Consider the following 23,725-nt stretch of genomic DNA (forward strand, 5'->3'; position numbering starts at 1 on the left):
TAGACTTGTCCCATGGCTCAACGGAACACCTGGCAGCGCGAACGCGTGCGCGAAGCGCTCGCCGACGCGCGTGGTTTCGTGAGCGCGCAGAACCTGCACGCCGCGCTGCGTGACGACAACACCGGGATCGGACTCGCGACCGTGTACCGCGCGCTCGCCGGACTCGCCGCATCCGGCGACGCCGACTCGCTGCAGAGTCCGGAGGGCGAGGCGCTCTATCGCGCCTGCACCACCCAGGCCCACCACCACCACCTCATCTGCCGTTCCTGCGGTCTGACGGTCGAGATCGAGGCGAAGGACGTCGAGCAGTGGGCGCACCGCACCGCCGCTCTCCACGGGTTCACCGAAGCCGCGCACGTGGTCGACATCTTCGGACTGTGCACGCCCTGCACGAACAAGCGCGACGCCGAACGGGCAGCGAACGCGTGAGCCCCTCGGCAGGCACGGCGACCCGCCCGGGGCATACGCACGCGCACCGCCCGACACGCTCGCCGCGTTCCGCGTGGGTCGGCCTCGGCCTCGGCGTCGCGATCATCGCGGCGCTCTTCCTCGTCGACCGATTCCTGCCGTCCCTCTTCCCCGCGTCGCTGCCGACCCGCGCGCAGGACGGGCTCACGCTCGCCCTCAGCGTGCTCATCGAGGCTCTGCCGTTCGTGGTCCTCGGCGTTCTGCTCTCGATCGTGGTGCAGGTCTGGCTCCCGGCCGACGTCATCCACCGGTGGCTGCCGAAGCGCGCCTGGGCACGTCGTGCGGTGCTGTCGCTGCTCGGGATGCTGATCCCGGTCTGCGAGTGCGGCAACGTGCCGTTCGCGCGCGGCCTCATGATGCGCGGGCTCGCTCCGGCCGAGGCGCTGACGTTCCTCATCGCCGCGCCGATCGTCAATCCGATCGTGATCCTCACCACCCATGCGGCATTCGGGTGGGACGGCGGCATCCTCATCGCCCGCCTCGTCGGCGGGTACCTGATCGCCAACCTCATCGGCTGGATCTATAGCCGGCATCCGTCGCCCGACTCCCTGCTGACGCAGCGCTTCGTCGACACGTGCGACCGTGTCACGCACGAGCCGGGCACGCCGGTGCGCCGCAGCCTCACGCAGTTCCTCGTCGAGCTGCGTGCCGTCATGCCCGCGCTCGTGATCGGATCCGCGCTCGCCGGAGCCGTGCAGGTGCTCATCCCGCGTGACATGCTCCTCGCGATCGGATCGAATCCGGTGCTCTCGATCGTCGCCATGATGGTGCTCGCGATGACCGTCGCCATCTGCTCGAACGTCGACGCGTTCTTCGCCCTGTCCTTCGCGTCGACGTTCTCGTCCGGCGCGCTGGTCGCGTTCCTGCTGGTCGGGCCGCTCGTCGACATCAAGATGCTCGCGCTCATGCGCACCACGTTCACCGGACGCACACTGGCCGGCATCGTCGGCGTCGTGGTGGCGGCGGCCTTCGCGATCGGGATCGGGGTGAACGTCCTTGTCTGAGCAGACGACATCGCGAGCGCGGGCCCTCGGCACGCGCTGGCTCGGCGTCGGCCTTGCCGCGGTCATCGCCGTCGTCACGCTCGGTCTCGGCATCACCGGACGGCTGACCCTCTACATCAGCCCCGAATCGGTGTGGTTCGCGTGCGCCGCGGCCGTCGTGACCCTGGCCGGAGCGATCTGGTCGTTCGCGCTTCCCCTCGGCGAGGAGGGCGACCACGATCACGGGCACGGCCACGATCACGGGCACGGAGCGGATGCCGCAGACGACGCGCATGACGCGCCGCGACCGGCGGCCTCGCCCCGGCGAACCCTCGCCGCCGTCGGCGCGGTCACCGGCGGAGTCGTCGCCACGGGCGTGGTCGCCGCCGCCCTCGTGCTGCCGCCGGCGTCGCTGTCGGTGGAACTGGCGATGTCGCGCGCGGGGGAGCAGACCGCACTCTTCGCCGGGGCCGACACCGTCGCTCTCGGCGTCGCGGACACCACGACCTTCGGCATCGGCGACTGGGCGAGCGTCTTCGCCACCGCGACGAACACGACCGCGTACGACGGGGCCGCGGTCACCCTCACCGGCTTCGTCACGCCCGGTGCTTCGGGCGACGACGGCGTGAACCTCACCCGTCTGGTCATCACGCACTGCGTGATCGACGCGCAGACCGCCACCCTGCCGGTCTCGGTCGATCCCGACGAGTACCCCACCGGCCAGTGGGTCGAGATCACCGGAACCGTCAGAGCGGATGCCGACGGCGACCTCCACATCGAGCCGACCGACGTCGTCGCGATCGATGAGCCGGGGGATCCGTATGAGTACTGAGGACGAGCGGCCGGAGATCCCCGCCGTCCCGCGCACGCGCGCGGAGATGCGCGCCGCCCGTGAGGCCGCAGAGGCCGCGGAGGCGGAGCGGATCACTCGCGCGGCCGCGCCCGCGGAGCAGACCGAACGGAGCGCCGAACAGCCGGATGCCGGCGCGGACGAGGCGGCTGTTCGAGAAGCGGCTGCCCGGGAGGCGGCTGCCCGTGAGGCTGTTCGCCTGGCCGGTGAGCGCGAGATCGCCGAGCAGGAAGCCGCTGCCCGGAAGATGGCCGCCTTCGAAGCCGCGGCTCGGGAGGATGTCGAGGCGACTGCTCAGGAGGATGTCGAGGCGGCTGTCGCGGCCGACCTCGGTGAAGGGCTCGAGAGGGACGCGGTTTCCGCGGTTCCCGTCGCCCCCGAGTCGGTGCTGGCCGGGCTGACGCCGGTCGCCCCGGACGCTGCCCCACGACCCGTCCCGGGGACCGACACCGCGACATCGGTCCCTCGCGGGCCGGTGCGGAACCCGCGCCGCTTCCTCATCGCCCTCGGCGCCGTCCTCGGCGTGCTGGTGCTGGTCGGAACCGGCCTCGGCATCGTCAGCCTCCTGCAGGGACCGCGCATCTCCGAGGTGCAGGTCGATCCGGCGCAGGCGATCGAGTCCTCGGGCAGCCGAGTCATCATCACCGCGAACCAGGCGCTCGCCGACATCGACCCCGAACAGGTCACGGTCGAGCCCGCGGTGCCGTTCACGGTCGACGCGTCCGGCCGCGGAGTCGGCATCCGCTTCACCGTGCCGCTCGACGAGTCGACGAAGTACACGGTGCGCGTCGCCGATGTCGCGGGAAGGGGCGGCGGGCCGTCGACCGACCTCCGCACGACGTTCACGACCCCGGCCTCGAACATCTTCCTGCTCCGGCGAGACGCCTCCGGCGATGACACCATCTTCCGCACCGACCTCAGCGGCGAGAACGCCGTGCCCGTGTTCTCGCACGAGGAGATCAACGACTTCCGGGCGACGTCGACCCAGCTGGTCGTCTCCGTCGCGGAAGACGACGGCTCCCGGCTGCTCGTGATGGACCGCGACGGCACGGACGAGCGCGAGCTGAAACTCCCCGGCGTGGGATTCGTCGGGGCGATCCAGGTCTCCGAGCGCGGCGGGCTCGTCGGCTACAGCTACTCGGACCGCGAGCTCAGCGACACCGAGGGCCGTGCCAGCGTGCTCGTCACCCAGTCGCTGAGCGGGGACGACGATCCGCAGATCATCGAGGTCGGCGACGCCGAGGCGAGCGTCTTCGTCTGGCAGTTCGTCCCCGACAGCGCCGCCGTGCTGTTCATCGACTTCGACGGTGCGCTGTCGCTCGTCGACCGTTCGACCGATGCGGGAGTGCAGTCGCTGGGACTCGCATCCACGATCCAGGGGATCTCCCGCGGAACGTACACCGCGATCGTGGAGCGCGTCGACGGCTCCGTGGTGGAGATCAACCTCGCCGACGGGTCGGAGGCGCCGCTCGCGGCATCCGATCCCGACTACGGCACGGCGACGTCGATCACCCCCTTCCCCGGCGGCACTCTCCGCCATGTCGTGCAGCGCGACGCGAACGGCATCCCGGTGGGGCAGGCGGTCATCCGCGTGGACGAGGACGGAACGGCGACGCCGCTGGTCGAGGTCGGCTCGTCCGACCGGATCCTCCAGGCCTGCGCATCGCCGAGCGGACAGTACGCCGCGGTGGCCCTCGCCGCCGACATGGCGAACAACCCGTACGACGGGATGCTCCTGCCGCTGCCCGAGAACGTCGAGACGCACCTCATCGACATGGATTCCGGCAAGGAGCTCGTCGCTCTCACGGGCTTCGACGCCTCCTGGTGCCAGACGGCTCCGCGGTTCTGAGATGGGCTCGCGGCTCTGAGATGACCGACCACGATGCGCGGCGTCGCGCCACGCGCGCGGAGCTGAGCGGCTCGGCGGTCGATGTCGCGCCTCGTCTGCTCGACGCGGAGCTGCGCACGGTGCTCACGGCACCCGGTGCCGACCCCGTCGAGGTGCGTCTGCGCATCACCGAGGTCGAGGCCTATCACGGGCAGGGCACGGGCGACTTCGCGGACCCGGGATCCCATGCCCGGATGGGGCGGACGGCGCGCAACGCCACGATGTGGGGCGAACCCGGGCATCTGTACGTGTACCTGAGCCACGGCATCCATTCCTGCGTCAACGTCGTCGCCGGTCCCGAGGGGCAGGGCGACGGGGTGCTGCTCCGCGCCGGCGAGGTCGTCTTCGGGACGGATGCCGCAGCCCGGCGCCGTGGCGCGACACTGCCGCTCGGACGCACGGCGCTGCGCGATCTCGCGAGAGGACCCGGTCGGCTCGGGCAGGCCGTGGGCCTTCAGCATCCGCTGCATGACGGGATCGACGCGATCACCGGCGAGGAACAGCACGGCGCGCGGGCGGAGCTGTGGCTCGCGGAGCGCCGCACCGACATCGCCACCGGCCCTCGTGTCGGCGTGGCCGGCGTCGCCGGAACGGACGCCTTCCCGTGGCGGTTCTGGCTCGACGGGGATCCGACGGTGTCGCCGTTCCGCTGGGGACGCGGGGCGCAGGCGGCCTCTTCCGGCGTGCTAGACTGACTCTTTGTCTGCGCACACTCCTGTGCGCAGTTCGCGTGCCGGTTGGGTTTTCTCGGTTCCTGAGCTTGTCGAAGGAGTCGAAGGGCCCGCGGCGTGCAGACAAGGGATCTTGGGTGGAGCCGTCCGGCCCCACGGTAGAGAAGGAGTCACCATCATGGCAGCAGTGTGCCAGGTGACCGGAGCTGTTCCCGGTTTCGGTCACAACGTCTCGCACTCGCACCGCCGGACGAAGCGCCGCTTCGACCCGAACGTGCAGAAGAAGACCTATTTCGTGCCGTCGCTCGGCCGTAAGATCACGCTCAACGTGTCCGCCAAGGGCATCAAGGTGATCGACGTCCGCGGCATCGAGAACGTGGTCAAGGACCTCCAGGCGAAGGGTGTGAAGCTCTAATGGCCAAGAAGGCTCAGGACGTCCGTCCGATCATCAAGCTGCGTTCGACGGCGGGTACGGGTTACACGTACGTGACCAAGAAGAACCGCCGCAACACCCCCGACCGCCTCGTGCTGAAGAAGTACGACCCGGTCGTCCGCAAGCACGTCGAATTCCGAGAGGAGCGTTGATCAATGGCTAAGAAGAGCAAGATCGCTCGCAACGAGCAGCGCAAGGTCATCGTGGAGCGTTACGCCGAGCGTCGCGCCGAGCTGAAGAAGACCCTGGTCGACCCGAACGCCACCGACGAGGCCCGCGAGGCCGCACGCGTCGGCCTGCAGAAGCTGCCGCGCAACGCGTCGCCTGCTCGCGTGCGTTCGCGCGACGTCATCGACGGCCGCCCCCGCGGTGTCCTCACGAAGTTCGGCATCTCGCGTGTCCGCTTCCGTGACATGGCACACCGTGGCGAGCTGCCCGGCGTGACCAAGTCGAGCTGGTAAGCACCCGCTGAAAAGGGGCGAGGATCTTCGGATCCTCGCCCCTTTTCGCGTTTCCTGGGTCAGGCACCTGCGGCATCCGCATCCGCATCGGCATCCGCATCCGCATCCCGCGCGCAGCGGCGCGGTGTCGGGCTGACTTCGCAACCTCGGGCTGAAGATCGAGGCGGCAGGTTCCGCCTGACGCGGTGTCTTCCTCCCGACGGTGAGCCTCCGACTTCTCGTCCACAGTGGGCGCTGTCACTCAGCTCTGCACATGCTCCGCGGAGCGACGGGCGAAGCTCCGCAGGAAATGCGCACGCCGGGCAATATCGGCACCCATGGATCCGGTATCTGCGCTGCGAGCGCGCGATGGGGTAGCGAGAGTCAGAACGCTTCGGCGAGTCGGCGTCAGCGATCACGATCTGCGTCGAGCGCGAGAACGAGGGGTGATCTTCTCGGTGTGCCGGGGCTGGGTCGCGTTGCGCGGAGCCGATGGGATGCTGGTGGCCGCGGCACGACGGGGGGTCGTGCTCAGCTGCGTGACGCTCGCCGCTCGCAAGGGGCTGTGGGTGCTCGACGATTCGCGGCCCCATCTCGCGGCGCCACCGCGGTCAGGCCACGCGTCGGCTGCGCGCGGAGTCATCCATTGGAACACGCCGACCTTCCCTCGCGATCCGGATTCCTGCGAGGACTCGCTCGAGAACGCGTTGGTGATCCTTGCCCGGTGCCAACCGTACGAGAGCGCCTTGGCGACATGGGAGTCGGCCTTCAGGCAGAGGCTGGTCGATCCAGCGGAGCTCGAGCGAGCCCCGTTGCCGCCCATCGCCCGTCGGCTGGTCGAGGAAGCGCGACCGTTCGCCGACTCGGGCACCGAGACGATCTTCCTCACGCGGCTCGCCTGGCTCGACCTGGCGATCACCCCGCAGGTGTGGATTCTGGGACACCGGGTGGACTTCCTGATCGGCGAGCGCCTCATAGTCCAGGTCGACGGAGGTCATCACGTCGGCGCGCAGCGCTCCAGTGACATCGCGCACGATGCTCTGTTGACGCTGCATGGTTATCACGTGATCCGCATCGGCTACGACCAGCTCATGAATCAATGGCTGTGGGTGCAGCGGACCATCCTCGCCGCCATCGGGCAGCGGCTTCATCGTGCAGCCTGATGCGTTCGCGAGCCTCACATCGAGTCGGGCGGAGATCTCGCCGATGGGCGGAGGATGCATTCGCAAACCTCCGCCCATCGATGAGATCTCCGCCCGACAAGGTGCGGGAAGCGCGCGGCGCGCAGCGCCCGGGCATCAGGCGACGGATGCCGTCGCGTGCGCCTCGGCCCAGGCGAGGGCCTCGTCGGCGATCTGCTCCCAGCCGTCCTGGCTGACGAGCCGGTGCGTGCGGCCGGAGTACTCCTTGCGCTCGACGATCGCGGGGCTGCCGGTGGAGAGGTACTTCTTCTCGATCGCCCGCACGATGGCCGGCGGCACGACGTGGTCGATCTCGCCCGCGATCAGAAGCAGCGGGGCGCGGTCGGCGCGGCTGTAGTCGACGTGGGTCACGCCGCCCTTCTCGTTGAGCACCGAGGTGACGCCCTCGAAGAAGACGCGGTTGTACGAGTTCACCGCGTACTCCTCCCACAGGGCGTCGGATGCCGCGCGGGGCAGGTCGTTGCCGAACGTGAAGTGGAAGTGGCGCTTCGACAGCGGCTTCGCGCCGTTGCGTCCGAAGGGGTTCGAGAGGATCGGCGTGCCGGTCCACAGAGTGGAGAGGGGGAGCGCCGTGACGCCGGCCGTCTGCCCCGGTGCGACGCCGACGTACGCGACGCCGAGTCCGCGATCGGCGAGCATCTGGGTGATCACTCCGCCGAACGAGTGGCCCATGATGATCGGCTTGGCCGGGAGGGCGCGGATGATGCGCTCGTAGTGGTCGGCGATCTGCTTCAGGCCGATGCCCTTGAGAGCTGCCGGGTTGCGACGGATGTCCTCGACCGTGCGGTCGTCGATGCCGGGCCACCCGGGAACGATGACCTCGTGGCCCTTCGCGCGGAAGCGCTCTGCCCAGGTGTCCCAGCTCTTCGGCGTCATCCACAGTCCGTGGATCAGGACGATCGGGGTCTTGTCGGTGCTGTTCATGATTTCTTCTCCTGTCTGCGGCCCCGCCCTCTGCGGTGGCTGTACAGTGATAGTAGACCGACCGTTCTATCTACCGCAACCCCTTCGACAAACTTCTTTTCCGCGATCGGATTCGAGGGGCGGATGCGGGGGATCGGATGCGACGATGAGAGGAGAGAGATCATGAACACCACCACGAAGCGCCCCAGTCCCGCCCGCGCCCGATTGATCGACGCCGCCACCCGCCTCTTCTACGAGGAGGGCATCCATGCGGTGGGTGTCGATCGCGTGATCGAGGAGGCCGCGGTGACGCGCGCCACCCTCTACAAGCAGTTCGGCGGCAAGGAGAATCTCGTGCTCGCGTACCTCGCGGGCGAGGACGAGGCGCTCCGAAGCATGTTCGCGGATGCCGGAGCCGCCGTCGCCGATCCCGATGACCTGCTGACCGCCGTGATCGACGGCATCGCCGCCGACATCAGCCACCGCCACACGCGCGGATGCCCGTTCATCAACGCGGCAGCCGAGTACCCCGATGCCGCGGGCGCCGTGCGCCGGCTCATCGGCGAGCATCGGGAGTGGTTCCGGGCGACCCTCCAGGCCGTGGCCGAGGGGGCGGGTCTCACGCGTCCGGCCGACGTCGCCGCATCGCTCGTCCTGCTGCGGGATGCCGCCCTCGTCGGCGGCTATCTCGACGGCGACGACCGCGTGACGCCGGCGTTCGAGCGCACCGCGCGGTCGGTGATCGACGCGCACCGGCGGGCGTGAACGGCCTGAAACGTGTGACTGGAGTGACCAAAGTGGTGCGACACGCCCAGTAATTGCCCAAAACCCGCGAAATGACGCGGAAATGTGGGCGGTCGTTGATACATTCGAGGCGGTCGCAAGACCAGGAGCATCCGCTCCGAACCCACAACGATGCGACGGGATCTCGTCGCTGGAGGAGTGACATGGCTGACAAGTCCATCACCAAGACCGAGCTCGTCGCGAGCATCGCAAGCGCCACGGGCCAGAGCCAGGCCACCGTCTCCGGTGTCCTCGACTCGCTGTTCGCCACGGTCTCCGACGCCGTTGCCAAGGGCAGCAAGGTCTCGATCCCGGGCTGGATCTCGTTCGAGCAGGTCGACACGGCCGCACGCACGGGCCGCAACCCGCAGACCGGCGCCGAGATCAAGATCCCGGCCGGCAAGCGCGTCAAGGTGACCGCTGGCTCCAAGCTCAAGGCTGCCGTCAAGTAATTCGACGCACCTTCACGAAGGCCGCCGCCCCACTCGGGTGGCGGCCTTCTGCGTCTGCCGACGGCGGTCAGCCAGGACGGATGCCGCGGCTTAGGCTGGAGGGGTGACTTCCGGCACCGAGACGACCACCCGGTCCTCGGCGTATCGACTCGCCGGGATCGCGATCCTCCTCGTCGCAGCCGTCATCGCCACGGTGATCGCCCTCGCGCTCGGCGGCGGAGCGAAACCTCCGCTGCTGCAGGACCCCGGGCCCTTCGTGCTCTGGGGCACGCCGATCGCGAAGCTCGTGATGAACATCGCCGGTGCCGCGATGCTCGGGTCGCTGGTGCTCGCGCTCTTCGCGCTGCGGGCGGGGGAGCGGGCCTTCGACGCCGCGCTGAACATCGCCTCGGTCGGCGCCGCGGTCTTCACTGTCGCATCGGGGCTGGCCGGATTCCTCGCGTTCATGGCGGCGTTCAACCCCAAGCTCAGCATCGAACGCGAGTTCGGCGCGCAGCTCGGCCGGTTCCTTCTCGACCTGCCGCTCGGGCAGTCATGGCTGATCACCACGATCTTCGGCGCGGTCATCACGGTGCTCGCGTTCGCCTGGCGCACCTGGACGCCGACGCTCATCACGGCGCTCCTCGCCGCGGCATCCTTCCTGCCGCTCGCGACGCAGGGCCACGCGGGAGATCTCGCCGGCCACAACGTCGCGGTGAACTCGATCCTGCTGCACATGATCGCGGCGGCGGTCTGGCTCGGCGGGCTGCTGCTGCTCGTGCTGCTGCGCGGCCGCACCGACGTCGACACCCCACGGCTGGTGGCGCGGTACTCCTCGCTCGCGATCGCCGCGTTCGCCGTCGTCGCCGTGTCGGGTGTCACCCGCTCGATCGTCGCCGTCGGCAGCTGGGACGCCCTGTGGGCCACTCCCTACGGGGCGATCGTGCTCGCGAAGGTCGCGTTGCTCGTCGGCATGGGGCTGCTCGGCGCCTGGTATCGCACGCGCCTCATCCCGAAGCTCGAGGGGGAGCGCGCCACGCGCTGGTTCTGGATGCTGGTGCTCGGCGAGGTCGCGCTGATGGGGCTGGCCTCCGGTGCCGCAGCCGCGCTCGCGCGCACGCCGCCGCCGACCGGGGAGACCGCCGCGTTCGCCCAGACGCCGGCCGAGATCCTGACAGGCGCCAAGCTCCCGCCGGAGCTCACCCTCGAGCGCTGGTTCACCGCGTGGAACATCGACGTGCTCTGGCTGGTCGCCGCAGGATTCGGCCTGTTCCTCTACCTCGCGGGTGTGATCCGCCTGCACCGCCGCGGCGATCGCTGGCCGATCTACCGGACCGTGTTCTGGGTGCTCGGCATGCTGATGCTCGTCTGGGTCACGGGCGGACCGATCAACGCCTACCAGGAGTACCTCTTCAGCGTGCACATGCTCGGGCACATGATGCTGTCGATGGCGATCCCCCTGCTGCTCGTCTCCGGCGCCCCGATCACGCTGGCGCTGCGTGCCGTCCGCAAGCGCGACGACGGCACCCGCGGCGGCCGCGAGTGGATCATGTGGGCCGTGCATTCGCCCTTCGCCCGGGTGGTCACCCATCCGTTCGTCGCGGCGGCGATCTTCATCCTGTCGCTGTGGGCGTTCTACTTCACCGACCTCGTGCGCTGGTCGATGTACGAGCATCTCGGACACGAGTGGATGGTCATCCACTTCCTCCTGTCCGGCTACCTCTTCGTGATGAGCCTGATCGGCGCCGATCCCGTGCCGTACCGGCTGCCGTACCCCGGACGCCTCATCACGCTCATCGCCGTCATGGCCATGCACGCGTTCTTCGGCATCGCGATCATGATGCAGGAGGGGCTCATGGTCGCGGACTGGTTCGGTTCGATGGGCCGCGACTGGGGGGTCGACCCGCTGGCCGATCAGTACGTCGGCGGCGGCATCGCCTGGTCCATCGGCGAGATCCCCACGCTGATCCTCGCCATCACGGTCGCGATCCAGTGGAGCCGCAGCGACACGAAGCTGCAGCGCCGGAACGATCGGCATGCCGACCGCACCGGCGACGCCGAGCTCGAGGAGTACAACGCCAAGCTCGCCGCCCTCGCCGAGCGCGACCTGCGGGACGCGCAGCGAGAGCGCCGCTAGGCCCGCTCAGTCGGCGATGGGTTCGCCCGGGGAGCCGACCCGGATCGACGCGGACCCGTCCGGCAGGATCGTGATCGTGCCGTTGACCTGGAAGGGCACGTCCTCGGACACCGGCTCGATCGAGCCGTCGAACAGCGACTGGATCTCGACCTCGACGTGAGCCACGGCATCCGTCGTCGGGATCTGCCAGTTGCCGCCGTCCGGTGCGACCGTGACCTGCGGCTGGGCGCTGATCGACCACTGCGGCGGGGAGGCGATGCGGTCGCGGACCTCCAGGCCGAACGGGCACGCGGCCGGCATCAGCACCTGCTGCGTCGTGCACTGTGTCAGGAACTCCTCGACGCGCTGCTGCACGACGCCGACGAACTCCTCGGTCGGCGTCGTCTGCACGTCGAGCGGCGTGATCGCCAGAGGCGTGTCGGCCAGCACCCCGGTGCCGGAGGCCTGCGCGATGGGGGTGTCGACCGTGACCGAGTACAGGCCGGGCGTGAAGACCAGGAGGGGCAGCGGGTCGATCGCGGTCGCTTCCGCTCCGGCGGCCGACACCTGACGGCGATCGACCTCGAAGCCGTTCACCGCGAAGCGGTCGGCTCCCAGGACCGTGAGGTCCACGACAGCCAGCGGGCTGGTGGTGAAGCGCCAGTCGGGGGTGACTCCTGCCCAGCCGTCCTGCTCGACGAGGAACGTGGTGGTGCCCGCATGGCCGCCGGCCTTGTAGCTGACGGTCACGGCCGTCTTGCCGTCGGCGGGCTCCTCCGACTCGATCTCGACATCGGTCAGCGGTGCGAGCGCGGCATGACGGAGCATCGCCTCGGATGCCGCGGCGTCGATGCCCGCCGCATCGAGCGTCTCGCGGTCGACGGCGACGCCGGGGATGCGCAGGGCGTCCGCGGCGCGACCGGCGGCGAGGAGGTCGAGGTAGCGGGTCACGAACGCCGAGGGGCCGTAGAACTGCTGGTAGAGCGTCGCGCCGCCGGCGCCGAGGGCGGCGAGGAGAAGCACGCCGACGAGCGCGAGCATCGTCAGATCGGCACCGAGACGGGCGCGCCGGGGCACCGCGGTGTCGACCTGCTGCATGGCGTCAGTCTAGAAGGGCGTCCTGGGACGACGCCGAGCGTCGGCGACTCCGGGCGGATGCCGGGACGTAGCATGGGTGGGCGCCCCGTGTCCGTCCGCTGCCCCTGTGAGAACCGTGTCCCTTCCCGCCCTGTCCGAGGAGCAGCAAGAGCTGTTCCGGCTCATCGAGGACACCGGCGAGCACGTCTTCATCACCGGCCGCGCCGGCACCGGGAAGTCGACGCTCCTGCAGCACTTCGCCTGGAACACGAAGAAGCAGATCGCGATCTGCGCCCCGACCGGCGTCGCCGCGCTGAACGTGGAGGGGCAGACGATCCACTCCCTCTTCCGCCTGCCGATCGGGCTCATCGGCGACGCCGACATCGACCAGAACGATGCCACGCGCCGCATCCTCAACGCCATCGAGACCCTGGTGATCGATGAGATCTCGATGGTCAACGCCGATCTGATGGATGCGATCGACCGTTCGCTGCGTCAGGCTCGGGGTCGGCGCGGTGAGCCCTTCGGCGGCGTGCAGGTGGTGATGTTCGGCGACCCGTACCAGCTGGCTCCGGTGCCGCCCCGCGGTGACGAGGCCCGCTACGTGCAGGATCACTACCGTTCGTTCTGGTTCTTCGACGCGAAGGTCTGGGCGGGGCCGTGGACCGCTTCGGGCACGCGGGCCGAGGCGCACGGCTACGGTTCGTCGGACCAGGCCGGCCTGTTCGAGGTCGACACCAGAGCCGAGCTGCACGTGCGCGAGCTGGTGCAGATCCATCGGCAGTCCGATGACGGATTCAAGGCGATGCTCAACGCGGTGCGGTACGGGCGGGTGACGGCCGAGATCGCCGGAGTGCTCAACGCCCAGGGGGCCCGCACACCGCCGGATCCCGAGCCCGGCGAGGTGCCGATGATCACGCTCGCGACCCGCAACGACATCGTGAACAAGATCAACAGTCAGCACCTGAACGCCCTGCCCGGGAAGGAGCAGACGGCGCGGGCCGAGGTCAGCGGCGACTTCGGCCGGGGCGAGGCCTCGCTGCCGGCGGAGTCGGAGCTGAAGCTCAAGGTCGGCGCGCAGGTGATGTTCCTCCGCAACGACACGGCGATGTCCGGCGAGCCCCCGCGGTGGGTGAACGGCACGATCGGCACGGTGATCCGCATCCTCGGCGGTGCCGTGCGCGTCGACATCGACGGCGAGGAGGTCGACGTCGAGCCCGCGGTCTGGGAGCGATTCCGCTACGCGTACGACCAGAGCACCAAGAAGCTCTCCCGTGACGTGGTGGCCGAGTTCACGCAGTTCCCGCTGCGCCTCGCGTGGGCCGTCACGATCCACAAGTCGCAGGGGAAGACCTACGAGCGCGCGATCATCGACCTGGGTTCTGGAGCGTTCGCTCCCGGCCAGACCTATGTCGCGCTCAGTCGTCTGACGTCGCTGGACGGCCTGTACCTTTCGCGGGCGCTGCGCCCCACCGACATCCGGGTCGACGAGGACGTGCGGCGGTTCATGCGCGAGGCATGGCTCGCGAAGTCGACGCCGGAGCTGCCGACGAGCTGACGCGGCGTTTCGTCTCGCCGCGCTCGCTCAACGACCGTGGATGGTCAGGCGGCGACGCGCGCGCGGTCGAGGTCTTCGAACAGCTCGGTGTTGAAGCGGTAGGCGAGCAGGACCTCGTCGATCACGCGCTCCCGCTCGGCGTCATCCCAGGGGGCGGCATCGAGCTGCTCGCGGTAGACGTCCTTGAAGGCCGCCGGGTCGGCGATGTCGTCGAACAGGTAGAAGCCGATGCCGTTCGTCTCGAACCCGAAGCGCCGCGCCATCACGCGGCCGATGAAGATGCCGCCGGAGAGATCGCCGAGGTAGCGCGTGTAGTGGTGGGCGACGAATCCGCCGGCCCAGGTCGCGCCGACCTGACGGATGCGCTCGACGTAGCGCTCGGTGGTGGGAAGCGGCGTGATGCGCTCGCGCCAGTCGGCCCCGAGCAGGAACTCGAGATCGGCCTCGAGCGCGGGCAGGCGGGTCAGCTTGTCGCTGAGGAAGACGGATGCCACGGGGTCCTGCCGCATCCGCTCGCCGGCGCCCTCGAGCGCCTCGTAGATGAAGTAGTGCTGCGAGACCAGCGAGATGTAGTCCTCGCGCGAGCCCTCGCCCTTCAGCAGGTCGGACATGAAGCCGGCGCCCTCGCTGCGGGAATGCGACCCGGAGGATCGTTCGCGCAGGGCGGCGGAGAAGGAGAGGATCTCGGACATGGGATCAGTGTAAGGCTTACCTAACCTCCTGCGGAAGTCAGATATGCGGCATCAGGCGTGCGGACGCGGCTCGAGCCCGAGGCGTGCGCACGCGGCGTCGTAGAGCGCGACGACCTCGCGGCGCACGGCGGGCCGGTCATCGATCGGGCCGCCCGGCCACGGCACGCGGAGCTCGGACACCGCGGCGTCACGGGTGATCTCCCACACCCCGCCGTCTCCGTCGAAGCCGACCATCACGGCATCCGTGATCGTCGCATCGGCCGGTTCGGCGAATGCGCGGGCGATGAGGAGATTGTCGTCGGTGTGGTCTCCGTTCATGTGTCGGAGGACGGCGGAGAGCACATCGGCATCGAAGGCATGGGGCACATTCACACCTTAGGACGCCCGCCGGAGGGGCCGCCGGTGCAGAATTTCAGCATCCGCGTTCTAGACTCGGGAGACACGTCTTCGGGGGTACTTTCCATGCAGCATCTCTCGTCGCGCCGGTGGCGCGCCGTCGCGGCCACTGCGGCCGTGCTCGGTCTTGTCCTCACCGGCTGTTCCTCCGGTGAGACCTTCACCTACACGCCACCCGCGCAGGTCGACGGCGCACTGCCCGACGACACGGTCGCCGCGATGCAGGAAGCGGTCGACAGCGCGATCGCGGCCTCGGGCGCCTCCGGCGCCATCGTCGGGGTGTGGGTGCCCTGGAGCGGCAGCTGGGTCACGGCGAGCGGCACGCAGGAGCGCAGCGGTGAGACGCCGCTCGATACCGAGATGTCCTTCCGCATCGCCGACGTGACGCGGCTGATGACCTGCGACGTGCTCTACGCCCTCGCCGACGAGGGGACGGTCAAGCTCGACGCGAAGGTCCCGAAGTATGTGTCGGGCGTCGCCGACATGCAGGACATCACCCTGCTCGACCTCTGCAACGGCACCAGCGGCGCCGGATCGTCCGAGGCCACCGTGAAGAACGCCTGGCTGAACACCCCCGACCGCGTCTGGGCTCCCCTGGAGCTCGCCGGGTTCGGGCTGGGGCGTCCGCGAGTCGCTGCGCACACCACCTACCGCGACTCGGACTCGGGCTACCTGCTGCTCGGCCTGGCGCTCGAACGCGCCTCGGGCATGACGGCATCCGAGCTGATCGCCGAGTACGTCACCGAGCCCCTCGGCCTCCCGAACACGTCGCTTCCCGGCCCCACCGCCGCTCCGCCGTCCGGGGGGCCGTCGATGAACGGGCACTTCATCAACGTCGTCGAAGGCGGATACGGCTGCGCCGCACCGGTCGACATCACCGAGCTCTCGTCGAGCTCGGGCTTCACCGACTCCGGTGTCGTCTCGACGATCACCGACCTCGGCCGCTACGCACAGGCGGAAGCGGCTCAGGTGCTCCGCACGAAGGACAAGCCGGCGCGCTTCGGTGCACCGCTCCCGGTCGCCGCGGACGCCCCGTCCTGGTACCAGGCGACGGGGGGCGCCTACCTCGTGGGATCGCTGGTCGGCCAGCACGGCTGGACCCCCGGCTACGCGACGGCGGCGTACTCCGACCCGGCGACCGGCTTCACGGTGGCGGTTGTGCTCAACGACTCCACGGCGGGCCCGCTCTTCGCGCAGTACCTCTCGTGGGAGCTCGCGGCGATCGCGTCCAAGGCGCCGGCGGCCTCCGGGGAGACCGCTCCGGAGTTCGGCCTGCCGTTCACGGCCGGTCAGTACCACCAGGCCATCATCGACGCCGCGCTCGTCTGCGTCGACCCGCCCGTGGAGTGATCTGCGGCGCATCCGGCAGAGCGAGCGAGGGGCGGCGACGATGGCGATCATCGACAACGCGATCTATGTGAACGGCGTCCGCACCGAGAATCCGCAGAGCCTCAGCGAGACGTTCGAGCGGATGCGCGAGCGCGGCGGGATGAGCTGGATCGGCCTGTACCGTCCCAGCGAGGAGGAGATCCGCGAGGTCGCCGACGAGTTCGGCATCCATGCCCTCGTGGTCGAGGACGCGCTCGCGGGCCATCAGCGCTCGAAGCTGGAGCGCTACGGTGACGTGCTGTTCATGGTGCTGCGACCGGCGCGCTATCTCGATGCCTCGGAGGAGGTCGAGTTCGGCGAGGTGCACGTGCTCGTCGGCCCTGATTTCGTGGTGACCATCCGGCACGCCGAGTCTCCCGATCTCGGGAGGGTGCGCAGGCGCCTGGAGAGCGATCCGACGCTGCTCGGCCACGGGCCCGAGGCGGTGCTCTACGCCATCCTCGACGAGGTCGTCGACGAGTACACGCCGGTGCTGGCGGGGCTCGAGAACGACATCGACGAGATCGAGAGCCAGCTGTTCGAGGAGGATGTCGACGCGACCCAGCGCATCTACGACCTCGGCAGGGAGGTCATCGACTTCCAGCGTGCGACGCAGCCGCTGTCGGGGATGCTGGAGGCGCTGCTGCGCGGATCCGACAAGTACCGGGTGAGCGAGGAGCTCCAGAAGTACCTGCGTGACGTCCTCGACCACACGCTGCGCGTCACGGATCGCGCGACCACGTTCCGCACGGTGCTGGACAACGCGCTCACGGTCGAGTCGACCATCGTCGCACGCCGGCAGAACGAGGAGATGCGGCGGATGACCGAGCTGAGCATCCGTCAGAACGACGAGGTCAAGAAGATCTCCGGATGGGCAGCGATCCTGTTCGCGCCGACGCTGGTCGGCACGATCTACGGCATGAACTTCGACCACATGCCCGAGCTGCACTGGGTGCTCGGCTATCCGATGGCGATCGGCCTGATGCTCGCCATGGGGATCGGGCTGTACGCGGCCTTCAAGCGCAAGGGGTGGCTCTAGCCGCGCAGGAGCATCGTCGTCTGCGCCAGCACACTGCGGAGTGCTCGCGCGGCGGCCTCGGCATCGGCCGCGTCGATGCCCGCCCAGATCGGCTCGGTCAGGGCTCTGATCTCGCGGCCGATCTCGTCGACCAGGTCCGCTCCGGCGACGCTGAGCGCGTCGTCGACGATCAGGCCGCGCCTCTCGAGGCCCGACAGGAGGTCGGCCGCGTCCGCGAACTGCGCTCTGTCCCTGATCGTCTCGGCAAGAGCGTCAGGTCCGTCGAACTGCGAGGTGAGGCGCAGGGCGACCCACTCGCGCTCGGAGAGCTGCCGGTCGACCAGCACCGTGCGCAGGAGGGCGTTCAGGGCCTTCTCCGTCTGTCCGATGAGCTGTGAGCCGAAAGGAAGCATGATTCCTCCTAATAGTTGGTGACGCCAACGATATCAGATCGTAGGTAGAACCAACGAGTAGGGTGGTGGCATGGGACGTCTCGACGGTCGGGCGACGTGGCAGGTGAGCCGCGCGCACCTTCGTGCACACTCCCTTCTGCAGGAGCTGTTCGCCGATGCGGGAGCGCGGGCGTATCACTACCGCCTGCTCGCAGCGCTCGAAGAGGCAGGCGCCGTGAGTCAAGCCGAGCTCGGGCGCGTGACCGGTCTCGATCGCAGCGATGTCTCGGTCGCGTTGAGTGCGCTGGGAGAGGGCGCGCTCATCGTGCGCGCCGCGCACCCCACCGACCGGCGCCGGAATCTCGTCTCCCTCACCGCGCGAGGGCGCGACGAGCTCGCGCGGCTCGACGCCGTCGTCGAACGGGCGCAGGCCCTGTTTATGGCGCCTCTGGCCGAGGAGGAGCGCGACGTGTTCCTCGACATGATCACCCGTCTCGGGCGTGGGCCCGGTACCGGGGTCTGAGCGCGAGGACTGGCGGGATCCCTCCCTTCGTTGACCGTTCCGCGTCTTGCCGGATGCAGCGGGCGGACCGAGGCTGAACGGATGACCGCATCCTCCGACACCGCCCTTCTCGTCATCGACGCCCAGGAGTCCTTCCGCCAGAGAGCCGACGATTGGGCGGCCACCGCGAACCCGGAGGTGCTCAACAACATCGCCCACCTCGTCGAGCACGCCAGGACCGTCGGCGACCCGGTCGTGTGGATCACCCACTCCGAACCAGGGACCGGGGGAGTCTTCGATCCCGCGTTCGGGTTCGTGCGCGTGATCTCGGAGCTCGGCCCGAGAGACGAGGAGGCAGCGGTCACGAAGACCACGATCAATGCCTTCACGTCGACCGATCTCCAGGAGCGGCTCGAGGGCACCGGCATCCGTCGGGTCGTGATCTGCGGCATCCGCACCGAGCAGTGCTGCGAGACGACGGCGCGCGTGGCCGCCGACCTCGGATTCGATGTCGAGTTCGTCACCGACGCGACGACGACCTCGGCCATCCCGAGCCGGGGTGCGCTCGCCGCGGTGTCGGGCGACGACATCATGCGCCGCACCGAGAGCATCCTCTCGGCCCGCGGATTCGCCACGATCACCGACACGAAGACGAGGATCGGAGCGAGCGCTGCCGCCTGAGCGGAGCGGCTCCGTTCGCGTCGCCCTGGGCCTCCGTGGGCCCCAGAGTCGTGGAACGTTCGCACATTCCGTTCGCGTCACTGTGGACGATCACCCCATAGTCGAGACTTCGCCGCCGCCCGCACACTGACAGCAGCGAGCCGGTGGCATGCACCGGACGCCGCGAGAGAAGCGGAGCATCCATGGAGTCCTTCGAGGTGGCCGTCGTGGGAATGGGGGCGATCGGCAGCGCGACCGCGTACCACCTGGCTCGCCGCGGCGCCAGGGTGGTCGCGCTGGAGCAGTACGAGCTCGGACACGTGCGCGGCGCTTCGCACGACACCTCGCGGATCGTCCGCACGTCGTACGGCTCATCGGCCTACGTGCGTCTCGCCCAGTCCGCCTACCGCGATTGGGCGGACCTCGAACAGGAGTCGGGCGAGCGTCTGCTGACCATCACGGGCGGGGTGATCCTGATCCCGACCGACGGACCGTACTCGGCCGCCGACTTCACCGTCGCGCTCACCGAGTGCGGTGTCGAGCATGAGCTGCTGTCACCGGCAGAGGTGCAGGCGCGCTGGCCGCAGTTCCGGGTGCCGGAGAACGTCGAGACCGTCTACACCGCCGATACCGGGATCGCCCATGCGTCGCGGACGGTCGCGACGCTGCAGATGCGCGCGCGGATGCTCGGCGCCGACATCCGCGACCGCACAGCAGTCCTCTCGCTCAGCCCCGATGCCGACGGTGTCGTCGTGCACACCGCGAGCGGCGACATCCGCGCCGGCAAGGTGGTCATCGCGGCCGACGCCTGGACGAACACTCTGCTCGAGCCCCTCGGCGCTGCGATCCCGCTCGACATCATGCAGGAGCAGGTCACCTACTTCCGCCCCGCCGAACCCGACGACTACGACCGGGCGCGCTTTCCCGTGTGGATCTGGGAGGACGACGAGTGCTACTACGGATTCCCGACCTTCGGCGAACCGAGCATCAAGGCCGCTCGTGACGTGTCGGAGAACCGCATGATCCCGGAACGACGGTCGTTCGCTCCCTCGCCAGATCTCACCGCGGAGCTGTCCGACTTCATGGACAGGCTGATCCCGGGAAAGGGTGAGGAGCTGCGCACGGTGACCTGCCAGTACGCCCTCACCACGGACCGCCGGTTCGTGCTCAGCTCCCTGCCGCAGCATCCCGACATCATCGTCGGTCTCGCCGCAGGGCATGGCTTCAAGTTCACGCCCACGCTCGGACGGGTGCTGGCGGAGCTGGCGCTGGACGGCGAGTCGACCGACGACCTGACGGAGTTCGGCGCCGCGGATGCCATGGTCGGCCAGCTTGCGGGAGGCGCCGACAGTCCGTTCCTCACAGAGAGGTGAGCTCTCGATGACCCGATACATCATCTCGCGTCTCTTCTCATCGCTGTTCGTCCTGTTCGTCCTGTCGATCCTGGTCTTCTCGATGGTCCGGATCATCCCCGGCGACCCGTTGGCCGCGTTCGCCGATCCGGCGAACCCCGACCCGGCGAAGCTCGACGCCCTGCGCACCCAGCTCGGTCTCGACCAGCCGTGGATCACGCAGTACTTCGTCTGGCTGCTCGGCGTCGTCCAGGGCGACTTCGGCCGTGCGATCACGATCCCGGGTGCCGTCTCCGACCTGATCGCCACGCGGCTGCCGCTGAGCATCGCGCTCGCCGTGATGGCGACGCTGATAGGCACGGCCCTCGGCATCCCCGCCGGTGTGCTCGCCGCGACGCGCTGGCGCCGACTGCCCGACACCGTGGTGCGCGGACTCTCCTTCGTGCTCCTCGCCACACCGCCGTTCGTCCTCGGCACGGTGCTGATCCTCGTCAACTCCCTGACCCTCCGCCTGCCCCTGGTCGGCTACGCCGGCGCGGCCGGCGATCCGCTGCGCGCCTTCGGGGTGCTGCTCCTCCCGTCGTTCCTGATCGGGATCGTGCTGGCGGCGATCATCGCGCGGTATACCCGGGGGACACTCCTCGACACTCTCGGGCAGGACTTCGTGCGCACGGCCAGGGCGAAGGGCGCCTCACCGGGGCGACTCGTCACCCGGCACGCGCTGCGCAACGCCCTGATCCCGGTGACCACCGTGATCGGCATCGAGCTCGCGGCCCTCGTCGGCGGCACCGTCGTCATCGAAGCGGTGTTCTCGCTCCCCGGCATGGGCTCGCTGCTGCTCACCGGCATCCGCTCCTCCGACTACCCGATCATCCAGGCGACCGTCCTCCTCATCGGCGTCGTGTACGTCGTGATCAACTTCGCCGTCGACCTGCTGTATCCGCTGATCGACCCCAGAGTGAGGGTGCACACGCGATGACCGTCACACGAGAACTCGCCCTCGCCAAGGTCGCGGGCAAGCGCCCGGCACGTCGCCGCTTCGGCCCGGCGTTCTGGGGCGGCGCCGGCATCCTCGGCGCCATCCTGATCCTCGCCGCCTGGATGAGCCTCTGGCCGCCGTACGACCCGTTCGCCGCGTCAGGTGCGCCTCTCGCCGCGCCTTCCGGCGAGCACATCCTCGGCACCGACAACCTCGGACGGGACACCTTCACCCGTCTCGCTCTCGCGGCCAGGACGAGCCTGCTCATCTCGGGTGCCGCTGCTCTGCTCGGGGCGGTGATCGGCACCTTCTTCGGACTCGTCGCCGGGTACGTCGGCGGTTGGGTCGATGCGGTCATCATGCGTGTGGTCGACGCCGTGCTCGCACTTCCGGCCATCCTCGTCGCCCTCGTCGTCGGCGTCGTGATCGGCAACGGCCCCTGGCCGCTGATCCTCGCGCTGGGGCTGGTGTTCGCGCCCGGATTCGCGCGCGTCATGCGGGCCCCCGTCATCGCGCTGCGGGAACGTGACTTCGTGCTCGCGGCGACGCTCAGCGGGGTGCGCTCTCATCGCGTGATCGCCGAGCACCTGCTGCCGAACGTGCTCACGCCGCTCTTCGTGCAGTTCGCGTCGGTCGCCTCGCAGGTGGTCCTGATCGAGGCCGCCCTCAGCTACCTCGGTCAGGGCGTGCAGGCGCCGGAGCCGTCGGCCGGCCGCATGATCAGCGAGTTCACCCGCTTCATGCAGGTGCAGCCGCTGCTCATCATCCTTCCCTCCATCGTGATCATCCTGCTCTCGGCCGCCTGGAACCTCCTCGCCGACGGGATGCAGGACTACCTCGCACCGCGCCGCGAGCCGGCGTTCTCGCTCGGCGGCCGCTCGACGCGCCGCTCCAAGCCCGTGGCATCCGACAGCCCCCTTCCTTCCGTGCACGACACCCGACCCCAGAAACAGCAGTCCCGAACCGAGAAGAGGCCCTCATGAACAGACGACACTGGGCAGGGACGGCGGCAGCACTCGCCGTCGTGACCCTGACGATCGCCGGATGCACGTCCGGTGGTGGCGGTACCGGAACCGGTGAGCCTGCGGGCGACCCGGTCGCGGGCGGCACCCTCACCTGGGGCGTCCCCGCAGAACCCTCGGCCGGTGGCATCGACCCGATGGTCGCCTCGGCCATCGCCGCCGAGGTGATCGACTCGATGGCATACGACACGCTCCTCACCCGCGACGACGACAACAAGATCGAGCCGGCCCTCGCGACCGAGTACGAGCAGGTCGACGAGCTCACCTGGGTGTTCCAGCTGCGCGACGACGTCACCTTCGCCGACGGCTCGCCGTTCGACGCCGGCGACGTGGTCTACTCCTTCGAGACGCGCAAGGACGGCGGCACGAACGCCACCTACCTCAGCCTCATGGAGAGCGTGGAGGCCACCGGCGACCACGAGGTGACCTTCCACTTCAGCGCACCGGACGGCACGTTCCTCGACGCGGTCTCGGCACGCCAGACCTTCCTCATCGTCAGCGAAGAGGGATACGGCAACGCCACGGAGGAGGAGCGTCAGACGACTACCTTCGGCACCGGCGCCTTCCAGGTGACCGAGTGGAACCAGGGCGTCTCGGTGACGATGGAGAAGAACGAGGACTACTGGGGCGACGAGCCCTACCTCGACGAGATCGTCTTCGAGCTCTATCCCGACGAGAACACGCTCCTGGCCGCCGTGCAGCAGGGGAGCGTCCAGGCCGCATCGTTCATCGACGGCAGCCTCGCCCAGCAGGCGGAATCCTCGGGCTTCACTCTCGGCGACGCGGCTTTCCGCCAGAACCTCGCCGTCTACGTGAACCCGGAATCGGGTCCGCTCTCCGACGTGAACGTGCGCCGCGCGTTCTCGCTCGCGCTCGACCGGCAGGCCATCGTCGACACCGCGCTGCTCGGGAATGCCGGTGTCTCGTTCGTCCCGCCCGCCGGAGACCCCGGTGCGACCGACGCGAAGACGCTGCCGTACCACGAGCGCGACGTCGAGGAGGCGAAGCGCCTGCTCGAAGAGGCCGGCCAGCCGAACCCCGAGATCACGTTGAGCTACATGGGCGACGTGGCCGCGGCCCACCATCCGGCATACGAGATGATGCAGCAGCAGCTCGCCGAGGCGGGTATCACGCTGAACCTCAAGTCGACGCCGCTCGCCGAGATCGCCCCGATCTTCACCACGGGTGAATCGTGGACCGACCTCGTCGCCATCCCGGGCAGCCCGCGTGCTTCGGCTGCGTACTACCTCGAGCCGGTCCTCCTCGAGGGCGGCTACTACAACCACTGGGACGGCAACCCCGACGCCGACAAGGCCCGGGAGCTGCTGGCCGCGGCGAAGTCCGCAGCAACTCCGGAGGAGTACAACGACCTCGTCGCGCAGCTCGCGACCGAGACCGCCGACAAGGCGCTCGAGTTCGTGCCCGCCGCAGTGCCGGTCTACTTCGAGGTCTGGGACAGCAGCAAGCTGCACGATTACGAGAACGACGCGTTCTACTCGCGCTCGGCTCTCGATCACGCCTGGCTCTCGCAGTGACACCGG

26 protein-coding genes are annotated in these 23,725 nt (G+C 69.2%); 21 read left to right on the plus strand and 5 right to left on the minus strand.

From position 1 onward, the window contains the following. The first annotated feature begins 12 nt into the window (after positions 1-12). The 9 genes from DC434_RS01690 (at position 13) to DC434_RS01730 (ending at position 6,896) form a co-directional block, all read left to right on the plus strand. Positions 13-429 (plus strand): transcriptional repressor, encoded by a 417-nt coding sequence (locus DC434_RS01690; protein ID WP_116633536.1) that lies wholly within the window; start codon positions 13-15, stop codon positions 427-429. Continuing rightward, positions 426-1,472, plus strand: coding sequence for a permease (locus DC434_RS01695; RefSeq protein ID WP_116633537.1), 1,047 nt, complete (start codon positions 426-428; stop codon positions 1,470-1,472). The genes DC434_RS01690 and DC434_RS01695 overlap by 4 nt, the downstream gene beginning before the upstream one ends. Continuing rightward, positions 1,465-2,283, plus strand: a complete 819-nt coding sequence (locus DC434_RS01700; RefSeq protein WP_116633538.1) for a TIGR03943 family protein — start codon at positions 1,465-1,467, stop codon at positions 2,281-2,283. The genes DC434_RS01695 and DC434_RS01700 overlap by 8 nt, the downstream gene beginning before the upstream one ends. Then, positions 2,273-4,150: an Ig-like domain-containing protein gene (locus tag DC434_RS01705; protein WP_243408755.1), complete on the plus strand. Its 1,878-nt coding sequence runs from the start codon at positions 2,273-2,275 to the stop codon at positions 4,148-4,150. The genes DC434_RS01700 and DC434_RS01705 overlap by 11 nt, the downstream gene beginning before the upstream one ends. 20 nt (positions 4,151-4,170) lie before the next feature. Then, a complete protein-coding gene (locus DC434_RS01710) occupies positions 4,171-4,884 on the plus strand; it encodes a DNA-3-methyladenine glycosylase (protein WP_116633539.1) in 714 nt (237 codons plus the stop codon). Positions 4,885-5,038: 154 nt separating this feature from the next. Continuing rightward, the gene (gene rpmB / locus DC434_RS01715) at positions 5,039-5,275 is read left to right on the plus strand and encodes a 50S ribosomal protein L28 (RefSeq protein WP_017203559.1); all 237 of its coding nucleotides are present in this window, start codon (positions 5,039-5,041) and stop codon (positions 5,273-5,275) included. Next, positions 5,275-5,445 (plus strand): 50S ribosomal protein L33, encoded by a 171-nt coding sequence (rpmG, locus tag DC434_RS01720; RefSeq protein ID WP_046014935.1) that lies wholly within the window; start codon positions 5,275-5,277, stop codon positions 5,443-5,445. Before rpmB ends, rpmG begins: the two co-directional genes overlap by 1 nt. A gap of 3 nt (positions 5,446-5,448) precedes the next feature. Next, on the plus strand, positions 5,449-5,754 hold the full coding sequence (gene rpsN, locus DC434_RS01725) for a 30S ribosomal protein S14 (RefSeq protein ID WP_017829734.1): 306 nt from the start codon (positions 5,449-5,451) through the stop codon (positions 5,752-5,754). 425 nt (positions 5,755-6,179) lie between these two features. Further along, the gene (locus tag DC434_RS01730; RefSeq protein ID WP_243408756.1) at positions 6,180-6,896 is read left to right on the plus strand and encodes a DUF559 domain-containing protein; all 717 of its coding nucleotides are present in this window, start codon (positions 6,180-6,182) and stop codon (positions 6,894-6,896) included. A 135-nt stretch (positions 6,897-7,031) separates the two neighbouring features. Here DC434_RS01730 and DC434_RS01735 read toward each other — a convergent pair whose 3' ends face one another. Then, on the minus strand, positions 7,032-7,859 hold the full coding sequence (locus DC434_RS01735) for an alpha/beta fold hydrolase (RefSeq protein ID WP_116633541.1): 828 nt from the start codon (positions 7,857-7,859) through the stop codon (positions 7,032-7,034). A gap of 162 nt (positions 7,860-8,021) precedes the next feature. Between DC434_RS01735 and DC434_RS01740 the strand changes: the two genes are divergently transcribed. From DC434_RS01740 to DC434_RS01750, 3 genes are all read left to right on the plus strand, one after another. Then, on the plus strand, positions 8,022-8,603 hold the full coding sequence (locus DC434_RS01740) for a TetR/AcrR family transcriptional regulator (protein ID WP_116633542.1): 582 nt from the start codon (positions 8,022-8,024) through the stop codon (positions 8,601-8,603). A 182-nt stretch (positions 8,604-8,785) separates the two neighbouring features. Further along, the gene (locus DC434_RS01745) at positions 8,786-9,073 is read left to right on the plus strand and encodes an HU family DNA-binding protein (protein ID WP_017203554.1); all 288 of its coding nucleotides are present in this window, start codon (positions 8,786-8,788) and stop codon (positions 9,071-9,073) included. A 103-nt stretch (positions 9,074-9,176) separates the two neighbouring features. After that, positions 9,177-11,189, plus strand: coding sequence for a cytochrome c oxidase assembly protein (locus DC434_RS01750; RefSeq protein ID WP_116633543.1), 2,013 nt, complete (start codon positions 9,177-9,179; stop codon positions 11,187-11,189). 6 nt (positions 11,190-11,195) lie between these two features. Here the strand turns inward: DC434_RS01750 and DC434_RS01755 are convergent, their stop codons facing one another. Beyond that, a complete protein-coding gene (locus tag DC434_RS01755) occupies positions 11,196-12,266 on the minus strand; it encodes a hypothetical protein (RefSeq protein ID WP_116633544.1) in 1,071 nt (356 codons plus the stop codon). Positions 12,267-12,381: 115 nt separating this feature from the next. Here DC434_RS01755 and DC434_RS01760 point away from each other — a divergent pair, with 115 nt between their 5' ends. Further along, positions 12,382-13,803: an AAA family ATPase gene (locus tag DC434_RS01760; protein WP_165807987.1), complete on the plus strand. Its 1,422-nt coding sequence runs from the start codon at positions 12,382-12,384 to the stop codon at positions 13,801-13,803. Positions 13,804-13,847: 44 nt separating this feature from the next. Here the strand turns inward: DC434_RS01760 and DC434_RS01765 are convergent, their stop codons facing one another. Continuing rightward, on the minus strand, positions 13,848-14,495 hold the full coding sequence (locus tag DC434_RS01765) for a biliverdin-producing heme oxygenase (RefSeq protein WP_116633546.1): 648 nt from the start codon (positions 14,493-14,495) through the stop codon (positions 13,848-13,850). Positions 14,496-14,546: 51 nt separating this feature from the next. Then, positions 14,547-14,861, minus strand: a complete 315-nt coding sequence (locus DC434_RS20290; RefSeq protein WP_116633547.1) for a DUF2470 domain-containing protein — start codon at positions 14,859-14,861, stop codon at positions 14,547-14,549. Positions 14,862-14,957: 96 nt separating this feature from the next. On the opposite strand from DC434_RS20290, the gene DC434_RS01775 reads away from it, so the two are divergent. Both DC434_RS01775 and corA read left to right on the plus strand, forming a co-directional pair. Further along, positions 14,958-16,241 (plus strand): serine hydrolase domain-containing protein, encoded by a 1,284-nt coding sequence (locus DC434_RS01775; RefSeq protein ID WP_116633548.1) that lies wholly within the window; start codon positions 14,958-14,960, stop codon positions 16,239-16,241. Positions 16,242-16,281: 40 nt separating this feature from the next. Further along, entirely contained in the window at positions 16,282-17,298 is a 1,017-nt protein-coding gene (corA, locus tag DC434_RS01780) for a magnesium/cobalt transporter CorA (protein ID WP_116633549.1), read from the plus strand. Here the strand turns inward: corA and DC434_RS01785 are convergent. Continuing rightward, the gene (locus DC434_RS01785) at positions 17,295-17,690 is read right to left on the minus strand and encodes a hypothetical protein (RefSeq protein ID WP_116633550.1); all 396 of its coding nucleotides are present in this window, start codon (positions 17,688-17,690) and stop codon (positions 17,295-17,297) included. The genes corA and DC434_RS01785 overlap by 4 nt on opposite strands. A gap of 70 nt (positions 17,691-17,760) precedes the next feature. Here DC434_RS01785 and DC434_RS01790 point away from each other — a divergent pair, with 70 nt between their 5' ends. The 6 genes from DC434_RS01790 to DC434_RS01815 all read left to right on the plus strand — a co-directional run bounded on the left by DC434_RS01790 (position 17,761) and on the right by DC434_RS01815 (position 23,719). Next, entirely contained in the window at positions 17,761-18,192 is a 432-nt protein-coding gene (locus DC434_RS01790) for a MarR family transcriptional regulator (RefSeq protein WP_116633551.1), read from the plus strand. 81 nt (positions 18,193-18,273) lie between these two features. Continuing rightward, on the plus strand, positions 18,274-18,852 hold the full coding sequence (locus tag DC434_RS01795; protein WP_116633552.1) for an isochorismatase family protein: 579 nt from the start codon (positions 18,274-18,276) through the stop codon (positions 18,850-18,852). 182 nt (positions 18,853-19,034) lie between these two features. Continuing rightward, positions 19,035-20,204, plus strand: coding sequence for an N-methyl-L-tryptophan oxidase (gene solA / locus DC434_RS01800; protein WP_116633553.1), 1,170 nt, complete (start codon positions 19,035-19,037; stop codon positions 20,202-20,204). A 7-nt stretch (positions 20,205-20,211) separates the two neighbouring features. Further along, on the plus strand, positions 20,212-21,162 hold the full coding sequence (locus DC434_RS01805; RefSeq protein WP_165807967.1) for an ABC transporter permease: 951 nt from the start codon (positions 20,212-20,214) through the stop codon (positions 21,160-21,162). Then, positions 21,159-22,145 carry an ABC transporter permease gene (locus tag DC434_RS01810; RefSeq protein ID WP_116633555.1) on the plus strand — a complete coding sequence of 329 codons (987 nt, stop codon included), beginning with the start codon at positions 21,159-21,161 and terminating at the stop codon, positions 22,143-22,145. The genes DC434_RS01805 and DC434_RS01810 overlap by 4 nt, the downstream gene beginning before the upstream one ends. Beyond that, a complete protein-coding gene (locus DC434_RS01815; RefSeq protein WP_116633556.1) occupies positions 22,142-23,719 on the plus strand; it encodes an ABC transporter substrate-binding protein in 1,578 nt (525 codons plus the stop codon). Before DC434_RS01810 ends, DC434_RS01815 begins: the two co-directional genes overlap by 4 nt. The last annotated feature ends 6 nt before the right edge of the window (positions 23,720-23,725 follow it).

Source organism: Microbacterium sp. TPD7012 (assembly GCF_003075395.1).
Taxonomy (GTDB): Bacteria; Actinomycetota; Actinomycetes; order Actinomycetales; family Microbacteriaceae; genus Microbacterium.

Excerpts from the sequence above, each read along its gene's own strand:
- rpmG (WP_046014935.1), top strand. The coding sequence starts at position 5,275 with ATGGCCAAGAAGGCTCAGGACGTCCGTCCGATCATCAAGCTGCGTTCG.
- DC434_RS01815 (WP_116633556.1), top strand. The coding sequence starts at position 22,142 with ATGAACAGACGACACTGGGCAGGGACGGCGGCAGCACTCGCCGTCGTG.
- DC434_RS01805 (WP_165807967.1), top strand. The coding sequence starts at position 20,212 with ATGACCCGATACATCATCTCGCGTCTCTTCTCATCGCTGTTCGTCCTG.
- DC434_RS01765 (WP_116633546.1), bottom strand. The coding sequence starts at position 14,495 with ATGTCCGAGATCCTCTCCTTCTCCGCCGCCCTGCGCGAACGATCCTCC.
- rpsN (WP_017829734.1), top strand. The coding sequence starts at position 5,449 with ATGGCTAAGAAGAGCAAGATCGCTCGCAACGAGCAGCGCAAGGTCATC.
- DC434_RS01785 (WP_116633550.1), bottom strand. The coding sequence starts at position 17,690 with ATGCTTCCTTTCGGCTCACAGCTCATCGGACAGACGGAGAAGGCCCTG.
- solA (WP_116633553.1), top strand. The coding sequence starts at position 19,035 with ATGGAGTCCTTCGAGGTGGCCGTCGTGGGAATGGGGGCGATCGGCAGC.
- DC434_RS01775 (WP_116633548.1), top strand. The coding sequence starts at position 14,958 with ATGCAGCATCTCTCGTCGCGCCGGTGGCGCGCCGTCGCGGCCACTGCG.
- DC434_RS01710 (WP_116633539.1), top strand. The coding sequence starts at position 4,171 with ATGACCGACCACGATGCGCGGCGTCGCGCCACGCGCGCGGAGCTGAGC.
- DC434_RS01705 (WP_243408755.1), top strand. The coding sequence starts at position 2,273 with ATGAGTACTGAGGACGAGCGGCCGGAGATCCCCGCCGTCCCGCGCACG.
- DC434_RS01735 (WP_116633541.1), bottom strand. The coding sequence starts at position 7,859 with ATGAACAGCACCGACAAGACCCCGATCGTCCTGATCCACGGACTGTGG.
- rpmB (WP_017203559.1), top strand. The coding sequence starts at position 5,039 with ATGGCAGCAGTGTGCCAGGTGACCGGAGCTGTTCCCGGTTTCGGTCAC.
- DC434_RS01745 (WP_017203554.1), top strand. The coding sequence starts at position 8,786 with ATGGCTGACAAGTCCATCACCAAGACCGAGCTCGTCGCGAGCATCGCA.
- DC434_RS01795 (WP_116633552.1), top strand. The coding sequence starts at position 18,274 with ATGACCGCATCCTCCGACACCGCCCTTCTCGTCATCGACGCCCAGGAG.
- DC434_RS01810 (WP_116633555.1), top strand. The coding sequence starts at position 21,159 with ATGACCGTCACACGAGAACTCGCCCTCGCCAAGGTCGCGGGCAAGCGC.
- DC434_RS01790 (WP_116633551.1), top strand. The coding sequence starts at position 17,761 with ATGGGACGTCTCGACGGTCGGGCGACGTGGCAGGTGAGCCGCGCGCAC.
- DC434_RS01740 (WP_116633542.1), top strand. The coding sequence starts at position 8,022 with ATGAACACCACCACGAAGCGCCCCAGTCCCGCCCGCGCCCGATTGATC.
- DC434_RS01690 (WP_116633536.1), top strand. The coding sequence starts at position 13 with ATGGCTCAACGGAACACCTGGCAGCGCGAACGCGTGCGCGAAGCGCTC.
- corA (WP_116633549.1), top strand. The coding sequence starts at position 16,282 with ATGGCGATCATCGACAACGCGATCTATGTGAACGGCGTCCGCACCGAG.
- DC434_RS01755 (WP_116633544.1), bottom strand. The coding sequence starts at position 12,266 with ATGCAGCAGGTCGACACCGCGGTGCCCCGGCGCGCCCGTCTCGGTGCC.